We start from the raw sequence: 23,430 nt of genomic DNA, 5'->3' as shown, positions 1-23,430 counted from the left end.
TCTACACCAGACCAACAACCCCAACCCCGCGCCCCGCACCCAACCAGCAACCCCGGCCCCGCACGGGTTTGTGCACGTGCCCACTCAGCCCAGCCCGCACGGGGTTAAGAACACGTCCCTGCCCGCCTCAGTTCACGCGGGTTTTCCACACCCTGCCCACCAACCCCAGCCCGCGCCCCGCGCTCGAACACCAACCTCACCCACGCGCTCCGCGCATGCCCGCCAACCCCTCGCCCCAACGCAACAGGCCCCCTGCCCGTATCTCCGGACAAGGGGCCTGCCACTTACTCAAGCTCAGCTCACCTCAGCGCTCAAACCCAGGTCCCAACGAACCCAAGCCAGCTCTACCAAGAACAAGAGCGAGCACAGAGCAAAGGCGAACCCAGATCAGCCCTGGCGAGCCGGACGACGGTCGCCGCCGTCCCGGCGCGGCCCGTAGGAGCCGCCCCGGCGCTGGCCGCCGTGGCCGCCCTCGCGACGCTGGCCGTAGCCACCCTCGCGCTGGCCGTACCCGCCGCTTTCACGCGGGCCACGGTAGCCGCCCTCACGGCGCTCACCGCCGCCACCGTTGTAGCCGCCTTCGCGACGCTCGCCGCCGCCACCGCCGTTGTAGCCGCCTTCGCGCGGCCCACGGTAACCGCCCTCACGACGGTCACCCCCGCCGTAGCCGCCGCCGTTGTAGCCACCGTCACGACGCTCGCCGCCGCCACCGCCGTTGTAGCCGCCACCGTTGTAGCCGCCCTCGCGCGGCCCGCGGTAACCCCCGCCGCCCTCGCGACGCGGACCACGAGCGCCACCACCACCGCCGCCGCCGAAGCCACGGCCGTTGCCGCGCCGGCCGCCGCCCGGACGCCCGCCGCGGCCGTTCTCACGGCGCGGGCGCTCGGGGATGATCGGCTCGACGATGGGCTCGAACGACGGGATCCGGGCGCCGGTCAGCCGGGCCAGGGTCTCGTCGCCGGAGGCCACGCGGGTGCGCGGGGCCTCGATGCCCGCGCGGCGGGTCATCGCCGAGGTCGAGCGCACCTGGTGCGGCAGCACCAGGGTGACCACGGTGCCCTTCTCACCGGCGCGCGCCGTGCGGCCCGCGCGGTGCATGTAGTCCTTGCTGTCGGCCGGCGGGTCGACGTGCATGACCAGGCTGATGTTGTCGACGTGGATGCCGCGCGCGGCGACGTCGGTGGCGACCAGCACGTTGAACGAGCCCTCGTGGAACTCGGCCAGCGTCCGGGTGCGCAGGCCCTGGCTCTTGCCGCCGTGCAGGCCGGCCGCGCGCACGCCGGCGTCGGTCAGCTGCTGGGTCAGCCGGTCCACGCCGTGCTTGGTGCGGGCGAACAGGATCGTCCGGCCCTCGCGGTTGGCGATCTCGGCGGTGATGGTGGCCTTGTCCTTGGGCGCCACCAGCAGCAGGTGGTGCTCCATGGTGTCGACGCCGGGCTCGTCCACCGGGCCGATGGCGTGCGTGACCGGGTCGTTCAGGTAGCGCTTGACCAGCACGTCCACGTCGCGGTCCAGGGTCGCCGAGAACAGCAGCCGCTGGCCGCCGGGGCGGGCCTGGTCGAGGATGTCGGTGACGTCGGGCAGGAAGCCCATGTCGGCCATGTGGTCGGCCTCGTCCAGCACGACGATCTCGATGTCGGACAGGTCGGCGGCGCCCTGGCGCATCAGGTCCTTGAGGCGGCCGGGCGTGGCGACCAGGATCTCCACGCCGCGGCGCAGCGCGTCGATCTGCTTGAACATCGAGGTCTGGCCGATGACGGTCTTGAAGTGCAGGCCGACGCTGCGGCCGAGCGGCTCCAGGTTCGTCTGGACCTGCTGGGCGAGCTCGCGGGTCGGGACGAGGATGAGGCCGAGGGGGCGCTTCGGCGCGGCGCGGCGGCCGGCGAGGCGGGCCAGCAGCGGGAGGCCGAAGGCGAGGGTCTTGCCGGAGCCGGTCTTGCCGCGGCCGAGGACGTCGCGGCCGGCCATCACGTCGGGGATGGCGGCGGCCTGGATGGGGAACGGCGACTCGATGCCGGCGCGGACGAGGGCGCTGACGAGCTCGGCGGGCAGGCCGAGCTCGGCGAAGGTGGGGACGACCGCCTCGTCGGTGGACGGGGTGAGGTCATGGGCAGCAGGAACGTTGGTCACGCAATACCTTCCGAGAGGGGGGCACGTCTCGGGAGGCACCGCGAGGAGAGTCTGCGGGCTGCAAGGACGAGCCGGACGCGTTCAGCGTCGTAAGAGTGATTTGTTCAGTCTAACGTCGCCGACGGCCCAGGTTATGCCCCGTCCCGCATGATGAACTCCGTCACACGTCCACATTCGGCTACTTTCACCCCCTTAGATCTTGCGGGAAGAGGGCCGTAAGGCCGTCTCCGCGGACCGCCGGAAGCCCTCGTTTCGCCACGGCGTGTCGCGCCGCACGCTCCCTCCCCCTCAGCAGGCGCAGGAGATGCCGGAGACCGGCGCGGTGAGGGGATCGGGGGAGCGGCGGGTGACGACGCCCCGGCCGTCCTCCACAGGAAAGCCCTCCCGCGCGTAGTACTCGAACCCGCCGATCATCTCCTTGACCGCGTAGCCGAGCTTGGCGAACTCCAGCGCGGCCTTGGTCGCGCCGTTGCAGGCCGGGCCCCAGCAGTAGACGACGACGGTGGCGTCCCGGGGGATCAGCGACTCCACCCGTCCCGGGATGGCGATCTGCGCGGTGGGGAGGTGGACCGCCCCCTGAACGTGGCCCTGGTTCCAGCTTTCGACGCTGCGCGAGTCCACCACGACGATGCCGGGGAAACCGGCCGCGAGGTCGGCGGCCACGTCGGAGACGTCGGTCTCGAAGGCGAGCCGGGCGGCGAAGTGAGCCAGCGCCTCAGCACTGGAAGCAGCACGCACACCAACCGAAACCGCACGCACCCCAACAACATCGGACATTAAAACTCCCCTGACCTGCGACTCCACCAACCAACGACACGATCCTGACCGACACCCCCACACCCCACCCAGTGGCAAAAACGCCCCATACCCTTAAGATCCCGCCATGCCCTCGGCCTCCCCCACCAGCCGCCCCACCCTCTCCGTCCTGGCCTTCGACGGCATGTCCCCCTTCGAGCTCGGCGCGGTCGTCGAGGTCTTCGGCCTCCCCCGCCCCGAACTCGACGTCCCCTGGTACGACCTGCGCGTCTGCTCCTTGGAGCGCGGCCCGATGCACGCGGTCGGCGGCTTCACCATGACCACCGAGCACGGCCTGGACGACTTCGCCGCCGCCGACACCGTCATGGTCGTGGCCGTCCCGGACGTGCGCGGCGCCGTGCCGGACCCCGTCGTCGCGGCGCTCCGGTCCGCGCACGCGCGCGGGGCGCGGATCGTGTCCATCTGCTCGGGCGCGTTCGCGCTGGCGGCGGCCGGTCTCCTGGACGGCCGCGAGGCCACCACGCACTGGCGCTACGCGGGCCTGCTCCAGCAGCGCTATCCCCGGGTCCGCGTCACCCCCGACGTCCTCTACGTGGACGGCGAGGACGTGCTGACCGGGGCGGGCAGCGCCGCCGTCCTCGACATGTGCCTGCACCTGGTCCGCAAGGACCACGGCGCGCGCGTCGCCAACGCCGTCGCGCGCCGCCTGGTCGTCCCGCCGCACCGCGCCGGGGGCCAGGCCCAGTTCGTCGAGGCCGCCGTCACCGCGCCCGAGGTGGACGACGCGGTGGCCCGTGCCATCGGCTGGGCGCTGGCGCACCTGGCCGAGCCCATCACCGTCGCCGACCTGGCCCGCGCCGCGTGCCTGGCGCCGCGCACCTTCATCCGCCACTTCAACCGGCAGACCGGCACGAGCCCGCTCCGTTGGGTCGTCACCCAGCGCGTCATGGCGAGCCTCCCCCTGCTGGAGGGCACCGCCACGCCCGTGGAGGAGATCGGCGCGGCCGTGGGGTTCGAGAGCCCGGCGACGTTCCGGCACCACTTCACGCGCGCGATGAAGACCTCACCGTCGGCCTACCGCCGCACCTTCCGCGCGGCGTCCTGAGCGTCCCGGCGCAGGCTTGGGGACGGCACCCCTGGGTAGGTTCCGCGAACAGGCGATGATCTTGCTGGGGGGCAACGATGGAGCGCACGGTGGCGGTCGCGCGCCGGAGACCGAGCCGGACCTGGTTGCGGGTGCTGGGAACCGGACTGCTGCTGTGGGCGGCGACCGTGGCCGTCACGATCCTGACCGCCAACGCGACCCTGCTGCCCACCATCGTGCTGCTGGGCAGCTTCGTCGTCCCGGTCACCTTCGCCATCTGGGCGTACGAGCACGGCACCGCCGAGGAGGTCACGGTGCCGCTGCTGTTCGCCTCGTTCGTGGTCGGCGGCGTGCTCGGCATCCTGGGCGCGTCGCTGCTGGAGTCCTACCTGCTGCACCCATCGCCGTGGATGTACGTGGGCGTGGGGCTGATCGAGGAGGGCGTCAAGCTCGCGGCGCTGATGCTGGTGGCGCGGCGCATGCGCGAGTACGGCACCCGCGACGGCATGGTGCTGGGCGCGGCGGTCGGGTTCGGGTTCGCCGCCTTCGAGAGCGCCGGATACGCCTTCAACGCCCTGGTCACCGTGGAGGGCCTCAGCATCCGCTCGATGCTGGAGACCGAGGTGCTGCGCGGCCTGCTCACCCCGCTGGGCCACGGCCTGTGGACCGCGATCCTGGGCGGCGTGCTGTTCGGCGCGGCCCGGCGGCACGGGCGCTGGCGGCTGGACGTCACCGTGCTGGCGACCTACCTCGGCGTGTCCCTGCTGCACGCGCTGTGGGACTCCATGCACGGGCTGGCCATCGCCGCGACCCTGATCATGACGGGCGCGCCGTGGCAGTTCCAGCTGCTGGAACGCGGCTACCTGCCCGAGGCCACCCAGCAGCAGGACCACCTGATCACCATGTTCAACTGGGTGGGCCTCGCGGTCATCTCGCTGGCCGCGCTGCTGTGGTTGCGGGCACTGGCGGCCCGCTCCCGCGAGCTGCCGCCACCGCCGCCGGAGGAGCCCCTGCCGTGGGGCCCGGCGAATCCGTGGCAGGGCTGAACGTTCAGGACCTGAACGTTCAGCGCCGCCAGCGCGCCTGTCCCGGCCCCTTGCAGGTGTAGACGCGCCCCCGGTAGGTGCCGGTCGCACCGGGCGGCGAGCAGAACGCCCCGGGCCGCACCGACCGGCCGCCGTTGTCGTCTTCCGGCGGAGCGGGCGGCTTCGGCGTCCTGGTCTTGGTGCGGGTCGGGGTGGGCCGAGGGCTGGGCTTCCGTACGCGCGGAGGCGTGATGCCCGGAACGTTGGCCGTGCACCAGGTGCTCATCTGCGCCGCGCCGCCGACCGCGACCTTCCGGGCCGCCGGAAGACGCGACGCCGCGCCAGCCGTACGGGCCTTCGTCAACGCAACGGTGGCCTTGGAGGCGATACCGGCCGTCCGGTAGGCGGACGCGTAGGCGACGTAGGTGCACATCTTCCGAGCCGCCCCGTCCACCTGGGGCGTGCTGCTGGGCGTGGCGCTCGACGTGGTCGCGCTGGGCGTCGGTGTGGAAGATGGGGAAGGCGTGGAAGGCGTAGGCGTCGAAGAGCTCTTGCCCGCCTTGGCCGTCGGCTTGCCGCCCTCGTTCCCCAGCGCCACCACCACCCCGCAACCGCCGAGGAGCAGCAGGGCGAGCACCCCGACGATCGAGCACCCCAGGGCGGCCTGGTGTCCGTTCTGCCGGCTGGGCGGCGGTCCAAGCGGCGGTCCGGGCGGCACGGCCATGGGCACACTCCACGGAAAAGGGGGTGCTCATGTGACGCACGACTCACGACGGCGGTTGTCGGACGATGTCAGGAACAGCCTTCGAACTGCGGCACCGACTCGGTGAGCCGCAACCGCGACGCCCCGAACCAGGTGCGCAACAACCGTGCGGCGGTGCCGTCCTGGTACATCAGGGTGATCGCCTTGTTGACGGCCTCGCAGCCCTCGATGTCGCCCTTGCGCAGGCCGACGCCGTAGGGCTCGTCGGTGAACGGCGCGTTGACGATCCGCACCTTCCCGGCGGCCCGCGTCGCGAACCCGGCCAGCACGAGGTCGCCGGTGGAGACCGCGTCGACGTCCCCGGCCAGCAGCTTGCCCAGGCAGGAGCTGTAGGACGGGGCCGGGACCGCCCGCACCGCGATCCCCAGCCCGACGGTGACGCGCTCGCCCGACACCGACCCGGCGGCCTGGCAGACGCGCCGCCCGGCCAGGTCGCGCACGCCCCTGATCCGCAGCTCGTCCCGCCGGACCATGATGTCCTGGCGGGCGAGGTAGTAGGGGCCGCCGAAGGTGACCTGGACGGCGCGCTCCGGGGTGATGGAGTAGGAGGCCAGCACCAGGTCCACGGCGCGCGACTCCAGCAGCCGCTCGCGGTCGTCCGAGGTGACGGCGCGGAAGGTGACCTTGGAAGCCCCGAGGCGGCGGGCGACGTAGCGTCCGACCTCGACCTCGAACCCCTGGAACACGCCGCCCGGCCCGCGCATGCCGAGTCCGGGCTGGTCGGCCTTGACGCCGACCACCAGCTCACCGCGCCCGGCCACCGAGTCCGTCCCGTCCGCGGAGCACCCCAGCAGCCCCAGGACGAAGGCCAGACAGCAGACCGCGCGCACGCCGACAGATGCCACAAATCAGGGATAGGAGACCGAAACGGCCACTAGATGAACGCCGGACCACACCCCGGCAACGCACCCCGGTCCGTATCCCCCACCCCGAGCCGCACAGCCGTCCAAGGCGGAAACACCAAGGGCCCCGGCCGCATGGCCAAGGCCCTTGAATTCGGAGTTGATCTCCACTATTCCCCCACTCGGGGGGAGTGCCAGCGCCCTCTCCCGTGTGGGACAGGGCGCTGACCAGGGGTGGAGCCACGGGGATTCGAACCCCGGACACCCGGCTTGCAAAGCCGGTGCTCTGCCAACTGAGCTATGGCCCCCCGCAGATCGAGCGCGACCAGCTTACCCGTGGTCGGCGCGCTGCGCGGAACCCCGCACGCGGGCACGAATGCGAGTGCGGGGCGGAGAGCGGGCGCGGCGGGTCTCGCCGGCCCGCGTCAGGCGGTGGAGACAGTGGACCCGGCGGGATCGAGGCGGGCGACGTCGGTCGGCTCCGCTCCGGTCACGCCGGGGCCCTCTTCACAGACGGCTCAGCTGTCGGAGGACGTGGCCTCGGTCCACAGGTCCAGCTCGGCGCGGTCCTGCTGGAGCCGACGCCAGACAGCGAAGCCGCCAAGACCAACAACGGCGAGAACGAGCAGCTTCTTCACGGTGGGGACCCCTTCACCTCGACTATGAAGCCAATGCCCGAGGGAACGTCCGGATCGTGTACGAGAGTTCCCCCAGGTTCTTCGCGCAGCCTAGCAACCCGGCCGCGGCGCTCCGCACCCCCTCGCCGGTATCGGACTCAACGTCCAATCCGGACGGGCGGTGGTGCGGGTGGTGTGGCGCTCGCGCCACCTCGCCGGACGCCCGGAGCCGCCGCATAATCGCAGGGGTGAGCGTAGAGGACGACTTCGGCCTCTGGGAGCGCGAGCTGCGCGGCCCGGCGCCGGAGGAGGAGCGCGGCGGCGGCATGGTGGTGGTCGCGGCCGGGACGGCGGCCGGGTGCGTCCTGCTGATCGTCCTCGGCGACGTGCGGCTGGGCGTGGCGGGGCTGACGCTGGCCGCGTTGATCCTTTTCCTGTGGCGGATCGGGCTGTGATGCGATGATCCCCGAGGGGCGGGACCGCTTCCGGCCAGCCCCTCGCCCCACCGCGCCACCGCGTCCGGGCCCGGCGTGGCGCGCGCCGACCGGCCCCGACCCCGCCCGACGCGCCGCGCCGCCCGTGGTGGTCAAATGGGGGCGTTGACGAGACGAGGGGGATTCCCACGAGCGAGGCCGCGGCCGGTGGCACCTTCCGGATCGGCGGCGACCTGCCCGTCCACCGCCTCGGGTTCGGCGCGATGCGGATCACCGGGCCGGGCGTGTGGGGCGGCCCGCAGGACCGCGACGAGGCGCTGCGCGTGTTGCGCCGGGCCGTCGAGCTGGGCGTCACGCTCATCGACACCGCCGACTCCTACGGCCCGTTCGTCAGCGAGGAGCTGATCGCCGAGGCGCTGGCGCCCTACCCGGCGGACCTGGTGATCGCCACCAAGGGCGGCTTCACCCGGCAGGGCCCCAACGAGTGGGTCCCGGTCGGCCGCCCCGAGTACCTGCGGCAGTGCGTGGAGATGAGCCTGCGCCGCCTCGGGCTGGAGCGCGTCGACCTCTACCAGCTGCACCGCATCGACCCGGAGGTGCCGCTGGCGGAGCAGCTCGGCGTGCTGCGCGACATGCGCGACGAGGGCAAGATCCGGCACATCGGCCTGTCGGAGGTGTCGGTCGCCGAGATCGAGGCGGCCCGCGAGATCGTCCCGATCGTGTCGGTGCAGAACCTCTACAACCTGACCGAGCGCAAGTCCCAGGACGTCCTGGAGTACTGCGAGCGCGAGGGCCTCGGCTTCATCCCGTGGTTCCCGCTGGCGGTCGGCAGGCTCGCCGCGTCCGACGGCGTGCTCGCCAAGGCCGCCGGGCGGCACGGCGTCACCCCCGCGCAGCTCGCGCTGGCGTGGTTGCTGCACCGCTCGCCGGTCATGTTGCCGATCCCCGGCACCTCCAAGGTCGCGCACCTGGAGGACAACATCGCCGCCGCCACGATCACGCTGTCCGACGAGGAGGTCGCCGAGCTGACCGACCTGGTGGTCACGGACTGAGCCGCTCCGGCTCGGCGGCCCCGGCCGCGTCGCCCGTCGTCTCTTCAGCCACCTCTCCGGCCGCGAACGCGGTCTCCGGCGCGGGCGTCGCCCCGGCCGCCGCCGGAGGCCGCGCGGTCGCCAGCACCGACCCGCCCAGGATCAGCGCGAACGCCGCCAGGATCGTCCCGTCCAGCGGCTCGCCCAGCAGCAGCACGCCCGCCGCGACCGCCACCGCCGGGTTGACGTAGGTGAACACCGGCGCGCGGATCGCGCCGACCTCGCGGATCAGCTCGAAGAACACCACGAACGCCACCGCCGTGCACACCACGCCCAGGACCGCGAGTGCCACCAGCACCCGGCCGTCGGGCAGCTCGGCCGGTCGGGTCACCGCCGCCGGGACGGCGTAGATCAGCGCGGCCACGCCCAGGCACGCGGTGGTCATCGGCAGGCTCGGCACCTCCCGGAGCTTCCGCGTCATGATCAGCGGCCCGACGGCGTAGCCGACGACCACCAGCGCGACCTCCCCGATCGCCCACGCGCTGCCGCCGTCCAGGTGCGGCGCGGCCAGCACCCCGACGCCGACCAGGCCGAGCAGCAGCCCCGCCAGGCGCGCCGGGCCGAGCCGCTCGGCGTCGCCGCTCGCCCGGCCGAGCACCACCGCGACGATCGGGACGGCCGCGATCAGCAGCCCGGTCATGCCGCTGGACAACGTGCGCTCGGCGTCCGACAGCAGCGCCCACGGCCCGAGGATCTCCACCGCCGCGAACGCCAGCAACCACCGCCAGTGCCCGCGCAGCGCCGCCAGCCCACCGGCCCGCACCGCCAGCGGCAGCAACAACAACGCGCCGAGGGCGGTGCGCGCGAACACCACCATCGGCACCGAGACGCCGTCCTCCACCGCCACCTTGATCAACAGATAGGGGATGCCCCACAACACGCTCATCAGCGCGAACAGCACCCAGCCCCGCCGGCTCACCGCGTCCTCCACTCGTGCGCCGCCCTGGCGCGCCGGTTCAGTATGGGGACGGCCGCCGGAGCCCGTCTTGAACGCTGTTGCGGTACACCCCCGGCGTGACGCCCAGCACGCGCCGGAACCAGCGCGTCAGGTGCGCCTGGTCGGCGAACCCGACGGCGGTGGCGACCTCGGCGGGCCGCCATCCCGCCTCCAGCAGGGCGCGGGCCCGCCCGACCCGGTACTGGGCGAGCCACGCGTACGGCGGCATGCCCATCGCGTCGCGGAACGCGCGCAGCACCTGATAGCGCGACAGGCCGAGGCCGGCGGCCAGGTCGCTGAGGGCGGGCGGCGCGGTGAGCTCGTCGGCGAGGCGGGCGGCGACCAGCCGCGCGATCTCGCCGCCGGGTCCGGTGGCCGCGACGGACCGCGCGGCGGTCTCGGCGTGCCGCCCGACCAGCGCCGACAATGTCCACAGCAGGCGCGACTCGCCCTCCAGGGGGTCGTCGCCCCGCATCAGCTCCCGGTGCGCCCGCCACAACTCGCATCCCAGCATCGGGTCGCGCACGATCGGGTCGCGGAAGTGCGGCATCCGGCGGCCGACCTCCGCCAGCAACCGCGGGCTCGGGTACATCACGCGGTAGGCGAAGCCCTCCGCGCCCGCCGGGCCGCCGGTGTGCGGCTCGCCCGGCTCGACGATCACCAGGTCGCCCGGACCGGACCCGACCATTCCGCCCCGGTAGCGCATGACCTCGCTCCCGGCGGTGGTGACGCCGATGGCGAACTCCTCGTGCGCGTGCGGGGCGTAGTGCAGCCGCCGGAGCCGGGCGGTCATCAGGTCCAGCGGCGTGCCCTGGACGCCTTCGACGCGCGCCCAGACGGCCCGGTCGGGCGAGGCGGCCGTCTCGCCCGGCGCCGGGTGGGGCGGGGAGGACACACGATCGGAGCGGGACGCCTCCCCGCGCGGCGGGGAGGCGTCGCGGTCGGGCGGCGGACCGTCAGGCGGAGAAGACGTGCCGGAGCCGCCAGCGGTCGGCGTCACGGCCCAGCTCCGCCACGGCGGGCCCGGCCGCGCCGGTGATCCGCACCCGGTAGATCCGGGTGTCGGCCGCCGCGCCGTAGGTCTTCAGGACCGCGTCCACGGTGTAGCGCGCGCCGCGCCACTCGTACGCCGTGAGCCGTCCGGCGGGGTCGTGCTCGGCGCGGATCGGCTCGTTCAGAAGGTGCCCCATGGGGCCCCGACCCTAGCAGCGGCTCGAACGCCTGTTCCCTGCATGCAAGACGGTTCCGTCGCAGGTCAGAGGCCCTTTTCACGGCAGCTCCGCAGATGGCCGCGCGGTCGGCGGGGCGCCTTCCGGGCGTGTCCGCCGCGCGCCGTCCGGACGCGCCGCCACCGACGCGTCGAGCATCGCCCGGAAGGTGGCGCAGCGGGTGAAGTCGTCGTGTTCGCACCCCAGGGCGCACTCGATCAGTTCGAGCGACGCCCGCGCCTCGTCGATCCGCCGGACGAGCGCGGCGCGGCGACGGCGCAGCACCTCGCGCCGCTCGGCGGGCACCGCGAACATCTCGCGGATGTCGTCCAGCCCGAACCCCGCCTCCTTGGCCCGCAGGATCGTCGCGATCCGGTAGAGGTCGCCCTCCCCGTACCGCCGCCGGTCGCCCGCCGCCCGCGCGGGCGCGAGCAGCCCCACCGACTCCCAGTGCCGCAACACGTGCGTGGCGAGCCCGAAGCGCCCGGCGACCTCGCCGATGCCCAGGGAGCTTGACTTCATGTCGACATTAAGTCGCAGCATCGCGGACATGTCCATATCCCAGAACACCACGCCCCTCGCCGCCCTGCTGGACGTCTTCGACACGCTGCCCGGCGCTCCGGAACTGCGCGCCCGCACCTACGACCTCCTCGGGACGGGCGACCGCCCCGTCGTGGACGTCGGCTGCGGCGCGGGCCGGGCGGTCGCCGAACTGTCGGCCCGGGGCGTGCCCGCGATCGGCGTCGACCGCGACGAGCAGATGATCGCGACCGGCCGGTCCCGCCACCCCGGTGCCGACCTGCGCGTCGGCGACGCCGGGGCGCTGCCCCTCGCGGACGGCGAGGCCGGCGGCTACCGCGCCGACAAGGTGTTCCACGACCTGGCCGATCCGGCGGCGGCACTGGCCGAGGCGCGGCGCGTCCTGGCGCGCGGCGGCCGCGCCGTCCTGATCGGCCAGGACTGGGACACCCTCGTGATCGACGCCGCGGACGGCGCCCTCACCCGCGCCGTCGTGCACGCCCGCGCCGACCGCGTCACCGCGCCGCGCTCGGCCCGCGCCTACCGGGCACTGCTGCTGGACGCGGGGTTCGCGGACGTGACGGTCGAGGTGCACACCCTGCTCCTGCCGGGCCCGGAGGCGACGGCGATGCTCGGCGGCTTCGCGGCGGCGGCGACCCGTCCCTAGGGAGATATCCACAGGCTGGGGGCAACGCTATGCACAGCCGATGACCAGCGCGGGAGGGGCCGGACGCCCTGTTGTTCCACAGCGGAATCCCCAGCTGCACGGGTGTTTCGCACACGCTGTCCACCACGTTTCCCCAGCCTTGACCCGCCCGGTCGGCGCTCCCGCTCCGTCCACAGAATCCACAGGCTGTGGATAACTTCTGTGCACAGCCTGTGATTCGTGCGCCGCGCCGGTGTCCACCGCCCTTTCCCCAGGTGTTCCCCAGGCCCTCCAGAAGTTGTCCACCCCGTGGAAAACCCTGTGAGCAGGGGCTGAGACGCCCTCCGCACATCATTGCTCACAGGCCGTGCACAACCTGTGGGCAACTCGCCTCCACAACCGGCCGCGTCCGGTGGACGGAGGTTGCCCACCGGACATCCCCAGGCTGTCCCCAGGAAGGCCCGGTCCTGTGCACGACACCTTCGTGGGCGACGGACCCCGCACTCCAGTCGACACACCGGACAAGGGCCCGAGACCGTCCGGACCCGACAATGCGCCCGGCGACCGCCGCCCTAGCCCGCGACGGCCCCTTCCAGGTCCGCCAGGCGCCGCAGCTCGTCGCGCAGGCCCTCCCGCTCCTTGTCGTCCAGCGGGACGGCACGCGCCTCCGCCAGCGCGGCCCGCGCCTTGCCCTCGTCCTCCCGCCGCAGCGCCACCTCGGCGCTCATCACCAGGGCCTGCACACGCTGTGGACCGGTCAGCGGGTCGCCGGAGGCCAGCAGGCGGTCCAAGATCGTGGTCGCCGAGCGCAGGTCCTCCTTCGAGTCCGCCATGAGGACGGCCATGTGGAGGGCGCGGGCGACCCGCTCCTCGGGGACCGGCCCGTGATCGAAGACGTCGGAGATCGGCTGGCCGACGCGCAGCTGGACGCCGTTGGGGTCGGTCATCAGGAACTGCCGCACGCCGTAGGTCATGTCCTTGAGGACGCCGATCCGCGGCAGCCCCCGCGCCGGGACCCGGCCCAGCGCCTCCTTCAGGCCGGACCGGAACGCCTCGTACAGCTCGTCCACATCCGTCGTCACGACGTAGCACATGTGCATGGACGCGGCCGGATCATGCTTCTTCCAGCCGTAGAACTGGAGCACCAGGCCGCCGCGGCTCAGCTGGATGAAGGGGTTGGGGCTGGTCTGCTTGGAGGTCGTCGCGAAGCCGAGGGCCCGGTAGAACTCCTCGGTCTCGTGGATGGACACGCAGGGAAAGATCGGGATGGTCCGCTCCGCCATGCCCGGAGCGTAGGCCGCGTCCGCCTCACTAGTCAAACTTGAATAGCTAGGTCAGAGCATCTTCGGATCAATGGCGCCCGCGATCGCGTGGCGGCCCGCGTCGTTGGGCGTCAGGCCGTCGGACCCGACGTAGCCGGGCCGCGGCCGCTGCGGATCATCGGGGTCGGCCAGCGCCCCGGCCACGTCCACCACCGCGTCGTACTCGCCGCCCTCGCGGATCCAGCGGTTCAGCTCCCGCCGCACCCGCTCCCGCCCAGGCGTCCACCTCGGCGCGCCCTCCAGCGGCGGCAACGTCATGCCGATCGCCTTCACACCGTGCGCTCGCGCCGTCTTGATCAGCTCGCGGTGCGCCGCGATGAGCTCCCGAGCGCCCGCCTCCGCCCCCGGGCACGGATCGACGATGTCACCGGCCCCGAGCTGGACGAGCACCGCCCGCGCCCCGGGCCGCGCCAGCACGTCCCGCCGGAACCGGTCCAGCCCGCCGTCCCCGCCGCACTCCGGACCGTCCAGCAGCCGACTCGCCCCGATCCCCGCGTCCACCACGGCCCACGAACGGCGCTCGGCGGCCACCCGCTCGGCCAGGTGGTCGGGGAACCCCGCCCCGTCGGCCGGCGCGTCACCGAGGACGACCGCCGCGCTGCGCGGCCCGCCCGCGACCTCGACCCCGGCCAGGAAGTACCAGGAGGGCGACGACGCGCGATAGGCGTCGCCCGCGATGTCCGCCAGATGATCGCCAGCGGCCCGGTAGGACGGCGCGGCCGCCCGCTCGTGGAAGGCCGCCCCGACGAACCGCACCGTCACCGCCAGCCGCTCCAGCGGCGCGACCGGCAGCGGCACCGCATCACTGAGCGCCTCCGACCCCGCCGGGACCACCGTCTCGACCGCACGCCCGAACGTCACCGCCGCCGCCCCCGGCCGCACCGCCGAACCACCCGCCGACCGGCCGACCATGACCCCCGCCACGCGCAGCGGCCGGTCGCCGTAGCGGTTCGACAACCGCAACCGCAGCCGCTCGCCCCCGGCGGAGACCCGCACGACCTGACGCACCGACACGTCGACGAACCCCGCGCGCGCCCAACCACCGCCCACCGCGCCGGGCCGCTGCGGAGCCGCACCCCACACGGCCGTCCAGTGCTCCTCGGACGCCCCCAGCCGTGCGGCGGCGTGCCGCGCCGGAGACGTCTGGACCATGCCGGCGACCAACGCCGCGCCCACCATCGCCCCGACCGAGATCTTCGCCGCCCGCAGGAACATCATGCATCCGATCGCACCATCGGAGCAGGCGCCAAGACATCAGGGAACGCCCCCGAACCGAGGTAGGGACACCCCTACCTTTCCCCTACGGGCGGGACTCCTCATGCAGCCGCCCAGTGTCGGTCGTGCCCGCCGTCGCGAGAAAGCACAATGCCTGCCACCGCCTTTTATCCACACCCTGTGGACGAATTCTGCCCCTGGCCCTACCAGCGGAAGAACAACCATTCCCGTAAGCGTGCGCCACGCCCATCCCCACCCATCAACACCCGCCCCATGCCGAGGACAAGTCCACCACCTGACCGGCCGCCAGCGGGTCCAGCGCGCCGGTCTTCCGCCCGTCGCTCTTCGGCTCCCACCGACAACGATGTCGGCCGAACGGCCTTGACGTGCGGGAGCGCTGGGGGAGACTGACCAGGTGATCGTCAAGACTCTCCGGCCTCGCGACTACAACGAGGCGCTGCACGTCGGCCACTTCTTCCGCAACAAACGGGTCCCCGTCGTCATGGACCTCACCGCCCTGCCCGACGACGTGGCCAGGCAGTTCATCGACTTCGCCGCAGGACTGGTGTTCGGGCGCGGCGGCGACATGGACCGGCTCGGCCCCAAGGTGTTCCTGCTGGTCCCGGCGGGCCTCACCAGGCCCGCCGTCGTCCCCGAACAGGGCGAGCCCGGCGCCTTCTAGCGGCCCATCCTGAACCTCGACGGCACGATCAACCTCCTGTTATTCATCTGCGCAGTAGAAACTGCTCGGTAGGGCGTACGTGGACGTCAACTGCTCGCAACTGGCGGTTGCGTGCTTGCGGCTCGACGGGGCTCGCGCCCCGATTCCTCGGCTGCATCAGGCGCATTGACAAAAACCCAGGCCACTCTGGCGCGTTGGCGCACGTTGACAGCGGCGATGTGGTCCGACGGGCCAGCGAGCCCGCAGACCTGGCAACGGAAGTCGTCCCGGCGAGGACGGTTCCGGCGGGAGACATGCCCGCATCTCGGGCAGGTCTGGGACGTGTAGGCCGCATCCACCTGAACGAACGGCACACCCGCCCGGAGTGCCTTGTAGGCCAGGTAGGCCACGATCTGGTGGTACGGCCATCGAGAGAGCATGGCCCGCTGGTGCCGCCTGAGCCGTATCCGGTCGCGGATGCCGCGCAGATTCTCCACGGCGATCCCGCGCCCGGTGCGTTGGGCATCGGCCACGATCTCTTTGGCGATTCTGTGATTGACGCACGACGCGTGCCGAGCCTCCCGGCGCGCCCGGCTCTGCAACTTCCGCTTGGCCGACTTGGTCCCCTTGGACTGCATCTCGGCCCGAACCCTGGCCATCCGTCGCCGGTACCTGGTCAGCCCGGAACCTTGGTGATCACGCCCGTCGCTGGTCGTCACCAGGTTGACGATCCCGCGGTCGATGCCGATCCAGTCCGACGGCTCATCGTTCAAGGGCGCCTCGGGGACCTCGCAGGTCGCAATCAGGAACCACTTGCCCGCACGGTGGACGAGGTCCGTCTCTCCTTTTCGGTAGCGGGTCAACATCTCCAATTGCCGGGCCGTGGCGGTGAATGGGATTCCACGGATGCGGCCCTGGACCGTCCAGATGGAGACCGTGTTGTTCTCCCACCACCAGGACAAGCAGCGGTCGTCGAATGGCTGCGCAGCCTTCGGCCGGAAGGTCACCGGCTTGCTCTGCGCGCGCCTGCGTCCGCGTTCCCGCATCAGGCCGCCACTCACCTGGGCATGAAGCACCGTGTACGCGTCGGCGACCTTGCGGATGACGTGCAGTGACGCCTGTGCCGCCAGTCCGGTGGCTTTGAGGTCGGCGTACACCAGTTTCTGCAGCGGGACGCGGCCATAGACGCGCTGCTGGAAAGCCCGCTCGGAAACCCGGTTGGCGGCTTCGTTGCAAGCGTGCAGGGTCGACGCCAGCGCCGCTTCCTGCTCGGGCGACGGCAGCAGCTTCACCTGCACCATCAGCTTCATGTCGAACATAATGGCGAGCTGGGCGCGGCCCGGTCTGCGGTTCGACGATAGAAATGCATAAGACCCACTTCTCCAGAAGTGGGTCTTATGTCCGAAATATAGCGATGTGGGCGTACCAGGACTTGAACCTGGGGCCTCATCCTTATCAGGGATGCGCTCTAACCGACTGAGCTATACGCCCTCACCTGCGCCGCCGCTCCGGGCGGCGCATGGAGAGATTACCGCATCTCGTGACCGGACCGGTAATCCTTAAAACCGGCGGCTACTCCGCCTCCTTCAGCGTCACCTCGACGCCGCCCACCAGGTCGGCGGCCAGGTTGTAGATGACCGAGCCGACCGTGGACAGGGCGGTGACCAGCAGGACGTTCAGGGCGCCCACCAGGACCGTGTAGCCGAGCACGCGGGTGAAGGAGAACCAGCTTCCGGCGTCCAGGCCGCCCTCGGTCTGGCCCTGCTGCTTGGTCAGCTCGTTCACGGTGTCGCTGATGGCCGTGAAGACGCCGAGGCCGGACAGCAGCGCCCACAGGACGATCACGGCGACCAGCAGGACCACGAAGCACACCAGCGACATGACGAAGCTGAACTTCATCACCGACCACGGCTCCAGGCGCGCCAGTTGCAGCTGCGCCTTGCGGGCGGGCTTGCCGCCGGCCGCGGGCGGCTTGGCGCCGGGCTTGGTCGAGTTGGCCGCCGGGCGGTCCTTCAGGACGGTGCCCGCGAAGCCGCCGGAGTTGTTGCCCGCCGGGGCCGGTCCCGGCGGGGTCGTCCCCGCCGGGGGCGGTCCGGCCGGGGTGGTCCCGATCGGGGTGGCCCCTGCCGGGGTGGTCCCGATCGGGGTGGCCCCTGCCGGGGTGGTCCCGGCCGGGGGCGTCCCGGTCGTGGGGACGCCGCCGGCGGCCGCCGCCGGGGAGGCGGCGGGGTCGCGCTGGAACGGCGTGTCGGTGCGGCCGCTGGAGACCGAGCCGGCGGGTTCGGCGGGCTTGGCCCAGTCCTTCTTCGCCGGTTCGGGCTTGGCGGGCGCCTCGGGCTTGGCCGTGTCCTTGACCGGGGCGATCGCCTTGTCGTCGGCCGGGCCGGTGCCGGTGTCCTTGACCGCCTCCAGGTCGGGCGTGGTCGCGTCGGAGACCACCGGGGTGATCTCGACCGTCGCCTCGTCCCGGGCGGGCTTGGCGGATGCGGCCACGGTCTTCTTGGGCTTGGCGGTCTCGGCGCCCTTGTCGGACCCGCCCTTGCTCTTACCGGGCTGCGTGCTCACGTGTCCTCCTGGGCTGAGGGAACGTCACTCGCCGTGCCCCCTTCGTCCGTGTCGGCGTCCGAGTCCTCCATGGACTCTACGTTCCTCGCGATGGCGACGATGCTGCCCCCGTCCGCGAGGCTCATCAGACGCACGCCCATGGTCTGCCGGCCGGACTGCTTGATCTCCTCCGCACTGGTGCGGATGACGCCCCCGTTGGAGGTCATCGCGAAGACCTCGTCGTCCTGGCCCACCATCAGGGCCCCTACCAACCTGCCGCGAGATTCAACGATCTTAGCGGTGAGGACGCCCTTACCCCCACGACCCTGGACGGGGTATTGGTCCACGGGGGTGCGCTTGGCGTAGCCGCCCTCGGTGGCCACCAGCACGTTCTGGGTCTGGTCCTGGACGACGAGCATGTTGAGGACCTCCTGGTCCTCCTCGAAGCGCATGCCGATGACGCCGGAGGTGGCGCGGCCCATGGGGCGCAGGGAGTCGTCGTCGGCGCGGAAGCGGATGGCCTGGGCGCCGGTGGAGACCATGAGGAGGTCGTCCTCGGAGGAGACCAGACGGGCGGCGATGACCTCGTCGTCGTCGGCGAGGTTGATGGCGATGATGCCGCCCGAGCGCGGCGAGTCGAAGTCGGTGAGCGCGGTCTTCTTGACCTTGCCGCCCTTGGTGGCGAGCACGAGGTAGGGCGCGACCTGGTAGTCGCGCAGGTCCATGACCTGGGCGATGTGCTCGTCGGGCTGGAAGGCGAGGAGGTTGGCGACGTGCTGGCCGCGGGAGTCGCGGCCGGCGTCGGGCAGCTCGTAGGCCTTGGCGCGGTAGACGCGGCCCTTGTTGGTGAAGAAGAGGATCCAGTGGTGGGTGGTGGTGACGAAGAACTGGTCGACGATGTCGTCCTGCTTGAGCTGGGCGCCGCGCACGCCCTTGCCGCCGCGGCGCTGGGCGCGGTAGAGGTCGGTCTTGGTGCGCTTGGCGTAGCCGCCGCGGGTGATGGTGACGACGACGTCCTCCTCGGCGATGAGGTCCTCGTAGGAGACGTCGCCGTCGAAGGGGATGATCTGGGTGCGCCGGTCGTCGCCGAAGCGTTCGACGATGGGGGCGAGCTCGTCGGCGACGATGCGCCGCTGGCGTTCGGGCGAGCCGAGGATGTCGTTGTAGTCGGCGATCTCGGCCATGAGCTTGTCGTACTCGTCGATGATGGCCTGGCGTTCCAGGGCGGCGAGCTTGCGGAGCTGCATGTCGAGGATGGCCTGGGCCTGGATCTCGTCGATCTCCAGCAGCGACATCAGGCCCTGCTGGGCCTGCTGCGCGGAGGGGGAGCGGCGGATGAGGGCGATGACCTCGTCGATGCGGTCGAGGGCCTTGAGGAGGGCGCGCAGGATGTGGGCGCGCTCCTCGGCCTTGCGGAGCAGGAAGCGGGTGCGGCGCACGACGACGTCGATCTGGTGCGCGACCCAGTTGCGGATGAACTGGTCCAGGCGGAGGGTGCGGGGCACGCCGTCGACCAGCGCGAGCATGTTCGCGCCGAAGGTCTCCTGGAGCTGGGTGTGCTTGTAGAGGTTGTTGAGGACGACCTTGGCGACGGCGTCCCGCTTGAGGACGATGACCAGGCGCTGGCCGGTGCGGCCGGAGGTCTCGTCGCGGACGTCGGCGATGCCGTCGAGCTTGCCGTCCTTGACGGATTCGGCGATCTTGAGGGCGAGGTTGTCCGGGTTGACCTGATAGGGCAGTTCGGTGACGACCAGGCAGGTGCGGTTCTGGATCTCCTCGACCTCGACGACGGCGCGCATGGTGATGGAGCCGCGGCCGGTGCGGTAGGCGTCCTCGATGCCCTTGCGGCCGACGATGAGGCCGGCGGTCGGGAAGTCGGGGCCCTTGACGCGCTCGATGAGGGCTTCGAGGAGTTCCTCGTCGGTGGCGCCGTAGTTGTCGAGGTACCAGCGCACGCCTTCGGCGACCTCGCGCAGGTTGTGCGGCGGGATGTTGGTCGCCATGCCGACGGCGATGCCGGCCGATCCGTTGACCAGGAGGTTGGGGTAGCGCGACGGCAGGACGTCGGGTTCCTGGGAGCGGCCGTCGTAGTTCGGTGAGAAGTCGACGGTCTCCTTGTCGATGTCGCGCAGGAGCTCCATCGACAGGGGGGCCATGCGGCACTCGGTGTAGCGCATGGCGGCGGCGGGGTCGTTGCCGCGGGAGCCGAAGTTGCCGTTGCCGTCGACGAGCGGGTAGCGCATCGACCAGGGCTGGGCGAGGCGGACCAGGGCGTCGTAGATGGGCGAGTCGCCGTGGGGGTGGTAGTTGCCCATGACGTCGCCGACGACGCGGGCGCACTTGAAGTAGCCGCGGTCGGGGCGGTATCCGCCGTCGTACATCGCGTACATGACGCGGCGGTGCACCGGCTTCAGTCCGTCGCGGACGTCGGGCAGCGCGCGCGCGACGATGACCGACATCGCGTAGTCGAGGTAGCTCTTCTGCATCTCGACCTGGATGTCGACCGGTTCGATCCGGTCGGTGGGCCGCTCGCCCTCGGTGGTCATGTCCGTCACTGTGGAAGTCCTCTTCTACGTAGTGGGAACTCGCCGGCCGGGTCTCAACGCTGTCGGGCCGTGCCCGCGCGGGCGCCCGTCCGGCGCTCTCGTCTCGCCGCGGCGGCCGTCCGGCGTCCGGGCCGGAGCGGGGCTCCGGCGGGACGCGCGGCGGCCGGCCGCACCGGCCGCGTCAGATGTCGAGGAAGCGCACGTCCTTGGCGTTGCGCTGGATGAACTCCCGGCGCGGCTCGACCTCCTCGCCCATCAGGACGCTGAACAGCTCGTCGGCCTGGGCGGCGTCGTCGAGCTGGACCTGGAGCAGGACGCGGTTGTCGGGGTCCATGGTGGTGTCCCACAGCTCGTTGGCGTTCATCTCGCCGAGGCCCTTGAAGCGCTGGATCAGGTCGCGGGGGCGGGGGTCGCGCTTGCCGGCGGCGACGCCGGCCTCGATGATCGCGTCGCGCTCGCGGTCGGAGTAGGCGTAGTCCACGTCGGTGCCGCGGGTGTCCCACTTGATCTTGTAGAGCGGCGGCTGGGACAGGTAGACGTGCCCGGCCTCGATCAGCGGCTTCATGAAGCGGAACAGCAGCGTCAGCAGCAGGGTGTTGATGTGGTGGCCGTCCACGTCGGCGTCCGACATCAGGATGATCTTGTGGTAGCGCAACTTCTCGATGTCGAACTCGTCGTGCACCCCGGTGCCCAGCGCGGTGATGATCGCCTGGACCTCGTTGTTCTTGAGGATCTTGTCGATCCGCGCCTTCTCGACGTTCAGGATCTTGCCGCGGATCGGCAGGATGGCCTGGTACATCGGGTCGCGGCCGCCCTTGGCCGAGCCGCCGGCCGAGTCGCCCTCCACGATGTACAGCTCGGACTTCACCGGGTCGGTGGACTGGCAGTCCGACAACTTGCCGGGCAGCGAGGTCGACTCCAGCAGGCTCTTGCGCCGGGTGAGGTCGCGGGCCTGGCGGGCGGCCAGCCGGGCGCGGGACGCCTGGGTGGCCTTGTGGATGATCTCCTTGGCCTCGCCGGGGTTGCGCTCGAACCAGTCGCGCAGGTGCTCGTTGCACGCCTGCTGCACGAACCGCTTGGCCTCGGAGTTGCCGAGCTTGGTCTTGGTCTGCCCCTCGAACTGCGGGTTGGCCAGCTTGATCGAGATGATCGCGGTCAGGCCCTCGCGGACGTCCTCGCCGGTGAGGTTGTCCTCCTTCTCCTTCAGGAGCTTCTGCTCCTTGGCGTACCGGTTGACGATGGTGGTCAGCGCCGCCCGGAAGCCCTCCTCGTGCGTGCCGCCCTCGGCGGTGTTGATGGTGTTGGCGAAGGTGTGGACCGACTCGGCGTAGGAGGCGTTCCACTGCATCGCGATCTCCACCGACATGCCCTCGGTGTCGTCGCCGAAGTAGATCACCGACTCGTGGACGGGGTCCTTCTTGGCGTTGATGTAGCGGACGAAGTCCTCGATGCCGCCCTCGTAGTGGTAGACCACCACGGTCGGCTCGTCGTTGACCAGGTGGTCGGGGCGCTCGTCCCGCAACGTGATCGACAGGCCGCGGTTGAGGAAGGCCATCTCCTGCATGCGGCGCGAGAGCGTCTCGAAGTTCCAGTCGAGCGTCTCGAAGATGTCGGGATCGGGCCAGAAGGTGATCTGGGTGCCGGTCTCGTCGGTGGGGTCGCCCTTCTCCAGGGGGCCGGTGGCGCCCTCCCAGGTGTAGGACTGCCGCCAGTAGTGGCCGTCGGTCCTGATCTCGGCGTCCAGCCGGGTGGACAGCGCGTTGACGACGGCCGAGCCGACGCCGTGCAGGCCGCCGGAGACCGCGTAGGACTTGCCGTCGAACTTGCCGCCCGCGTGCAGCGTGGTCAGCACCAGCTCGACGGCCGGCTTCTTCTCGACCGGGTGCTCGCCGACCGGGATGCCGCGGCCGTTGTCGACGACCCGGACCCCGCCGTCGGCCAGCAGCGTCACCTCGATGGCGTCCGCGTAGCCCGCGAGCGCCTCGTCGACGGAGTTGTCGACGATCTCGTAGACGAGGTGGTGAAGGCCGCGCTCCCCGGTCGATCCGATGTACATGCCGGGGCGCTTGCGTACCGCCTCGAGACCTTCGAGGACAGTGATCGAACTAGCGTCGTACGCCAAAGGAGATCCTCCTGCCGGGGACGCGTCGCCGCCCCGCGTCGTGGTGAACGCGGTGTGCCCCGTAACACACGTAAGGGCGCCCACGTGCTCTGGTCATGTCGGACAGAGAACCCGGGCGACCCATGGCGGTACAGCATCCTGAACCCGAATTCATTCTACCGGGTGATGCGCCGAAAAGTGGCACTGACGGACGCTGTGTGGCCGTGTGGCGGCTCGGCAGCCTCGGAGGCACATCCCCCCATTCGCCCTAGGGGCTTCTCTGGCCTACGGGGCGCTCGACGCGGAACACCGTGCCGAACGCCCCGAACAGATGTTCCCACCGACCACTGACAAATCGCGGGACGCCCACAGGGGCGGGGCGTGCGCGCGTGCTCAGCCGGGCGCGAAGACCGCCCCCGGCGGGCGCAGCGAGAGGTCCGCGCAGGTCAGCGGACCCGCCAGGCGCCGGTGCGGCGCGGCCCGGACGAGGGGCCCGTCACCTTCACCTGGCGGACGGTCCCCTGCCCCAGCTCCTCGTTCAGCCGGCGGACCAGCGTCGCGGCCAGCAGGCGGAGCTGCGTCGCCCAGGTCGTGGAGTCGGCGGCGACCGTCAGCACGCCGTTCTCGAACTTCTCCGGGCGGGTGTGCTCGGCCAGCTCGGGGCCGACGATGCCGGGCCAGTTGCCGAAGACGCCGCCGACCGCGGCCCGCTGCTCCCAGCCCCGGGTGGCCAGCAGGTCGCGGATCGCCGAGCCGAACGCCCGGGGGTCGCCGCCGCGCCCGGGGTCGCGGACGGGGGCGGGCCGGGCGCCGCGCTTCTTCTTGCCGCCCTGGCCGGGCAGGGTGCCGCGCTTGAGGGCGTCGGCCTTGGCCTGGGCGAGGGCCTCGCGGGCCAGCTCGACGCCGGTCTTGGCCGGGGGAGCCGCACCGTCGGAGGCGTCCGCCGCGCCGGCGGCGTCGTGCACATCCTGTGGATCGTCGGTCATGGG

The 23,430-nt window shown here is 71.7% G+C and carries 22 protein-coding genes and 2 tRNA genes; 6 read left to right on the top strand and 18 right to left on the bottom strand.

Annotated features, from left to right (window positions below):
• Positions 1–387 precede the first annotated feature (387 nt).
• The gene (locus AH6_RS30750) at positions 388–2,130 is read right to left on the bottom strand and encodes a DEAD/DEAH box helicase (protein ID WP_067487008.1); all 1,743 of its coding nucleotides are present in this window, start codon (positions 2,128–2,130) and stop codon (positions 388–390) included.
• Between the two features lie 288 nt (positions 2,131–2,418).
• A complete protein-coding gene (locus AH6_RS30745) occupies positions 2,419–2,907 on the bottom strand; it encodes a rhodanese-like domain-containing protein (RefSeq protein WP_067487004.1) in 489 nt (162 codons plus the stop codon).
• Between the two features lie 106 nt (positions 2,908–3,013).
• Between AH6_RS30745 and AH6_RS30740 the strand changes: the two genes are divergently transcribed.
• Together AH6_RS30740 and AH6_RS30735 are read left to right on the top strand one after the other, a co-directional pair.
• Positions 3,014–3,991 carry a helix-turn-helix domain-containing protein gene (locus AH6_RS30740; protein ID WP_067487001.1) on the top strand — a complete coding sequence of 326 codons (978 nt, stop codon included), beginning with the start codon at positions 3,014–3,016 and terminating at the stop codon, positions 3,989–3,991.
• Between the two features lie 77 nt (positions 3,992–4,068).
• Positions 4,069–5,016, top strand: coding sequence for a PrsW family intramembrane metalloprotease (locus tag AH6_RS30735; protein WP_067486999.1), 948 nt, complete (start codon positions 4,069–4,071; stop codon positions 5,014–5,016).
• A 19-nt stretch (positions 5,017–5,035) separates the two neighbouring features.
• Here the strand turns inward: AH6_RS30735 and AH6_RS44255 are convergent, their stop codons facing one another.
• The 4 genes from AH6_RS44255 to AH6_RS45460 all read right to left on the bottom strand — a co-directional run bounded on the left by AH6_RS44255 (position 5,036) and on the right by AH6_RS45460 (position 7,238).
• Positions 5,036–5,719 (bottom strand): hypothetical protein, encoded by a 684-nt coding sequence (locus tag AH6_RS44255; protein WP_157431823.1) that lies wholly within the window; start codon positions 5,717–5,719, stop codon positions 5,036–5,038.
• A gap of 68 nt (positions 5,720–5,787) precedes the next feature.
• On the bottom strand, positions 5,788–6,603 hold the full coding sequence (locus AH6_RS30725) for a glutamate ABC transporter substrate-binding protein (RefSeq protein WP_067486992.1): 816 nt from the start codon (positions 6,601–6,603) through the stop codon (positions 5,788–5,790).
• 232 nt (positions 6,604–6,835) lie between these two features.
• Positions 6,836–6,908, bottom strand: a tRNA-Ala gene (locus tag AH6_RS30720).
• A gap of 210 nt (positions 6,909–7,118) precedes the next feature.
• Entirely contained in the window at positions 7,119–7,238 is a 120-nt protein-coding gene (locus tag AH6_RS45460) for a DLW-39 family protein (RefSeq protein ID WP_218005972.1), read from the bottom strand.
• Between the two features lie 227 nt (positions 7,239–7,465).
• On the opposite strand from AH6_RS45460, the gene AH6_RS30715 reads away from it, so the two are divergent.
• Both AH6_RS30715 and AH6_RS30710 read left to right on the top strand, forming a co-directional pair.
• Positions 7,466–7,672, top strand: coding sequence for a hypothetical protein (locus AH6_RS30715; protein WP_067486989.1), 207 nt, complete (start codon positions 7,466–7,468; stop codon positions 7,670–7,672).
• A gap of 161 nt (positions 7,673–7,833) precedes the next feature.
• Entirely contained in the window at positions 7,834–8,703 is an 870-nt protein-coding gene (locus AH6_RS30710) for an aldo/keto reductase (RefSeq protein WP_067486987.1), read from the top strand.
• Here AH6_RS30710 and AH6_RS30705 read toward each other — a convergent pair.
• From AH6_RS30705 to AH6_RS30690, 4 genes are all read right to left on the bottom strand, one after another.
• Complete coding sequence (locus AH6_RS30705; protein ID WP_067487033.1) at positions 8,693–9,661, bottom strand: DMT family transporter; 969 nt, start codon at positions 9,659–9,661, stop codon at positions 8,693–8,695. The two genes, AH6_RS30710 and AH6_RS30705, sit on opposite strands and share 11 nt — an antisense overlap.
• A gap of 37 nt (positions 9,662–9,698) precedes the next feature.
• On the bottom strand, positions 9,699–10,679 hold the full coding sequence (locus AH6_RS30700; RefSeq protein ID WP_245679535.1) for a helix-turn-helix domain-containing protein: 981 nt from the start codon (positions 10,677–10,679) through the stop codon (positions 9,699–9,701).
• Positions 10,636–10,869 carry a hypothetical protein gene (locus AH6_RS30695; protein ID WP_067486981.1) on the bottom strand — a complete coding sequence of 78 codons (234 nt, stop codon included), beginning with the start codon at positions 10,867–10,869 and terminating at the stop codon, positions 10,636–10,638. The genes AH6_RS30700 and AH6_RS30695 overlap by 44 nt, the downstream gene beginning before the upstream one ends.
• Before the next feature lie 78 nt (positions 10,870–10,947).
• Positions 10,948–11,439: a helix-turn-helix domain-containing protein gene (locus AH6_RS30690; RefSeq protein ID WP_245679534.1), complete on the bottom strand. Its 492-nt coding sequence runs from the start codon at positions 11,437–11,439 to the stop codon at positions 10,948–10,950.
• Between AH6_RS30690 and AH6_RS30685 the strand changes: the two genes are divergently transcribed.
• A complete protein-coding gene (locus AH6_RS30685; RefSeq protein WP_067486978.1) occupies positions 11,438–12,073 on the top strand; it encodes a methyltransferase domain-containing protein in 636 nt (211 codons plus the stop codon). The two genes, AH6_RS30690 and AH6_RS30685, sit on opposite strands and share 2 nt — an antisense overlap.
• 551 nt (positions 12,074–12,624) lie before the next feature.
• On the opposite strand, the gene AH6_RS30680 is transcribed toward AH6_RS30685, so the two are convergent.
• Both AH6_RS30680 and AH6_RS30675 read right to left on the bottom strand, forming a co-directional pair.
• Positions 12,625–13,335, bottom strand: coding sequence for a bleomycin resistance protein (locus tag AH6_RS30680; RefSeq protein WP_067486976.1), 711 nt, complete (start codon positions 13,333–13,335; stop codon positions 12,625–12,627).
• A gap of 51 nt (positions 13,336–13,386) precedes the next feature.
• Positions 13,387–14,592: a GDSL-type esterase/lipase family protein gene (locus AH6_RS30675; RefSeq protein ID WP_218005971.1), complete on the bottom strand. Its 1,206-nt coding sequence runs from the start codon at positions 14,590–14,592 to the stop codon at positions 13,387–13,389.
• Positions 14,593–15,004: 412 nt separating this feature from the next.
• Here AH6_RS30675 and AH6_RS30670 point away from each other — a divergent pair, with 412 nt between their 5' ends.
• The gene (locus tag AH6_RS30670; RefSeq protein ID WP_169807944.1) at positions 15,005–15,271 is read left to right on the top strand and encodes a cell division protein SepF; all 267 of its coding nucleotides are present in this window, start codon (positions 15,005–15,007) and stop codon (positions 15,269–15,271) included.
• Between the two features lie 86 nt (positions 15,272–15,357).
• On the opposite strand, the gene AH6_RS30665 is transcribed toward AH6_RS30670, so the two are convergent.
• The 6 genes from AH6_RS30665 to AH6_RS30640 form a co-directional block, all read right to left on the bottom strand.
• Positions 15,358–16,560 carry an RNA-guided endonuclease InsQ/TnpB family protein gene (locus AH6_RS30665; RefSeq protein ID WP_083983638.1) on the bottom strand — a complete coding sequence of 401 codons (1,203 nt, stop codon included), beginning with the start codon at positions 16,558–16,560 and terminating at the stop codon, positions 15,358–15,360.
• Between the two features lie 107 nt (positions 16,561–16,667).
• Positions 16,668–16,741: transfer RNA gene (locus AH6_RS30660), tRNA-Ile, on the bottom strand.
• 81 nt (positions 16,742–16,822) lie between these two features.
• The gene (locus AH6_RS47210) at positions 16,823–17,815 is read right to left on the bottom strand and encodes a DUF3566 domain-containing protein (protein ID WP_067486972.1); all 993 of its coding nucleotides are present in this window, start codon (positions 17,813–17,815) and stop codon (positions 16,823–16,825) included.
• Positions 17,812–20,340 carry a DNA gyrase subunit A gene (gene gyrA, locus AH6_RS30650; protein WP_373861820.1) on the bottom strand — a complete coding sequence of 843 codons (2,529 nt, stop codon included), beginning with the start codon at positions 20,338–20,340 and terminating at the stop codon, positions 17,812–17,814. Before gyrA ends, AH6_RS47210 begins: the two co-directional genes overlap by 4 nt.
• 181 nt (positions 20,341–20,521) lie before the next feature.
• On the bottom strand, positions 20,522–22,462 hold the full coding sequence (gene gyrB, locus AH6_RS30645) for a DNA topoisomerase (ATP-hydrolyzing) subunit B (protein WP_083983633.1): 1,941 nt from the start codon (positions 22,460–22,462) through the stop codon (positions 20,522–20,524).
• A 425-nt stretch (positions 22,463–22,887) separates the two neighbouring features.
• Complete coding sequence (locus tag AH6_RS30640; RefSeq protein WP_083983632.1) at positions 22,888–23,427, bottom strand: DciA family protein; 540 nt, start codon at positions 23,425–23,427, stop codon at positions 22,888–22,890.
• Positions 23,428–23,430 lie beyond the last annotated feature (3 nt).

Origin of the sequence: Actinomadura hibisca NBRC 15177, from assembly GCF_001552635.1 — a bacterium.
GTDB lineage: Bacteria > Actinomycetota > Actinomycetes > Streptosporangiales > Streptosporangiaceae > Spirillospora > Spirillospora hibisca.
This window is presented reverse-complemented; position numbering and strand designations above follow the sequence as displayed.

Coding starts and splice junctions, on each gene's coding strand:
- AH6_RS30685 (WP_067486978.1), top strand. CDS start 11,438: ATGTCCATATCCCAGAACACCACGCCCCTCGCCGCCCTGCTGGACGTC.
- AH6_RS30695 (WP_067486981.1), bottom strand. CDS start 10,869: ATGGGGCACCTTCTGAACGAGCCGATCCGCGCCGAGCACGACCCCGCC.
- AH6_RS30640 (WP_083983632.1), bottom strand. CDS start 23,427: ATGACCGACGATCCACAGGATGTGCACGACGCCGCCGGCGCGGCGGAC.
- AH6_RS44255 (WP_157431823.1), bottom strand. CDS start 5,719: ATGGCCGTGCCGCCCGGACCGCCGCTTGGACCGCCGCCCAGCCGGCAG.
- AH6_RS30735 (WP_067486999.1), top strand. CDS start 4,069: ATGGAGCGCACGGTGGCGGTCGCGCGCCGGAGACCGAGCCGGACCTGG.
- AH6_RS30745 (WP_067487004.1), bottom strand. CDS start 2,907: ATGTCCGATGTTGTTGGGGTGCGTGCGGTTTCGGTTGGTGTGCGTGCT.
- gyrA (WP_373861820.1), bottom strand. CDS start 20,340: ATGACCACCGAGGGCGAGCGGCCCACCGACCGGATCGAACCGGTCGAC.
- AH6_RS30665 (WP_083983638.1), bottom strand. CDS start 16,560: ATGAAGCTGATGGTGCAGGTGAAGCTGCTGCCGTCGCCCGAGCAGGAA.
- AH6_RS30675 (WP_218005971.1), bottom strand. CDS start 14,592: ATGATGTTCCTGCGGGCGGCGAAGATCTCGGTCGGGGCGATGGTGGGC.
- AH6_RS30690 (WP_245679534.1), bottom strand. CDS start 11,439: ATGTCCGCGATGCTGCGACTTAATGTCGACATGAAGTCAAGCTCCCTG.
- AH6_RS30680 (WP_067486976.1), bottom strand. CDS start 13,335: ATGGCGGAGCGGACCATCCCGATCTTTCCCTGCGTGTCCATCCACGAG.
- AH6_RS30740 (WP_067487001.1), top strand. CDS start 3,014: ATGCCCTCGGCCTCCCCCACCAGCCGCCCCACCCTCTCCGTCCTGGCC.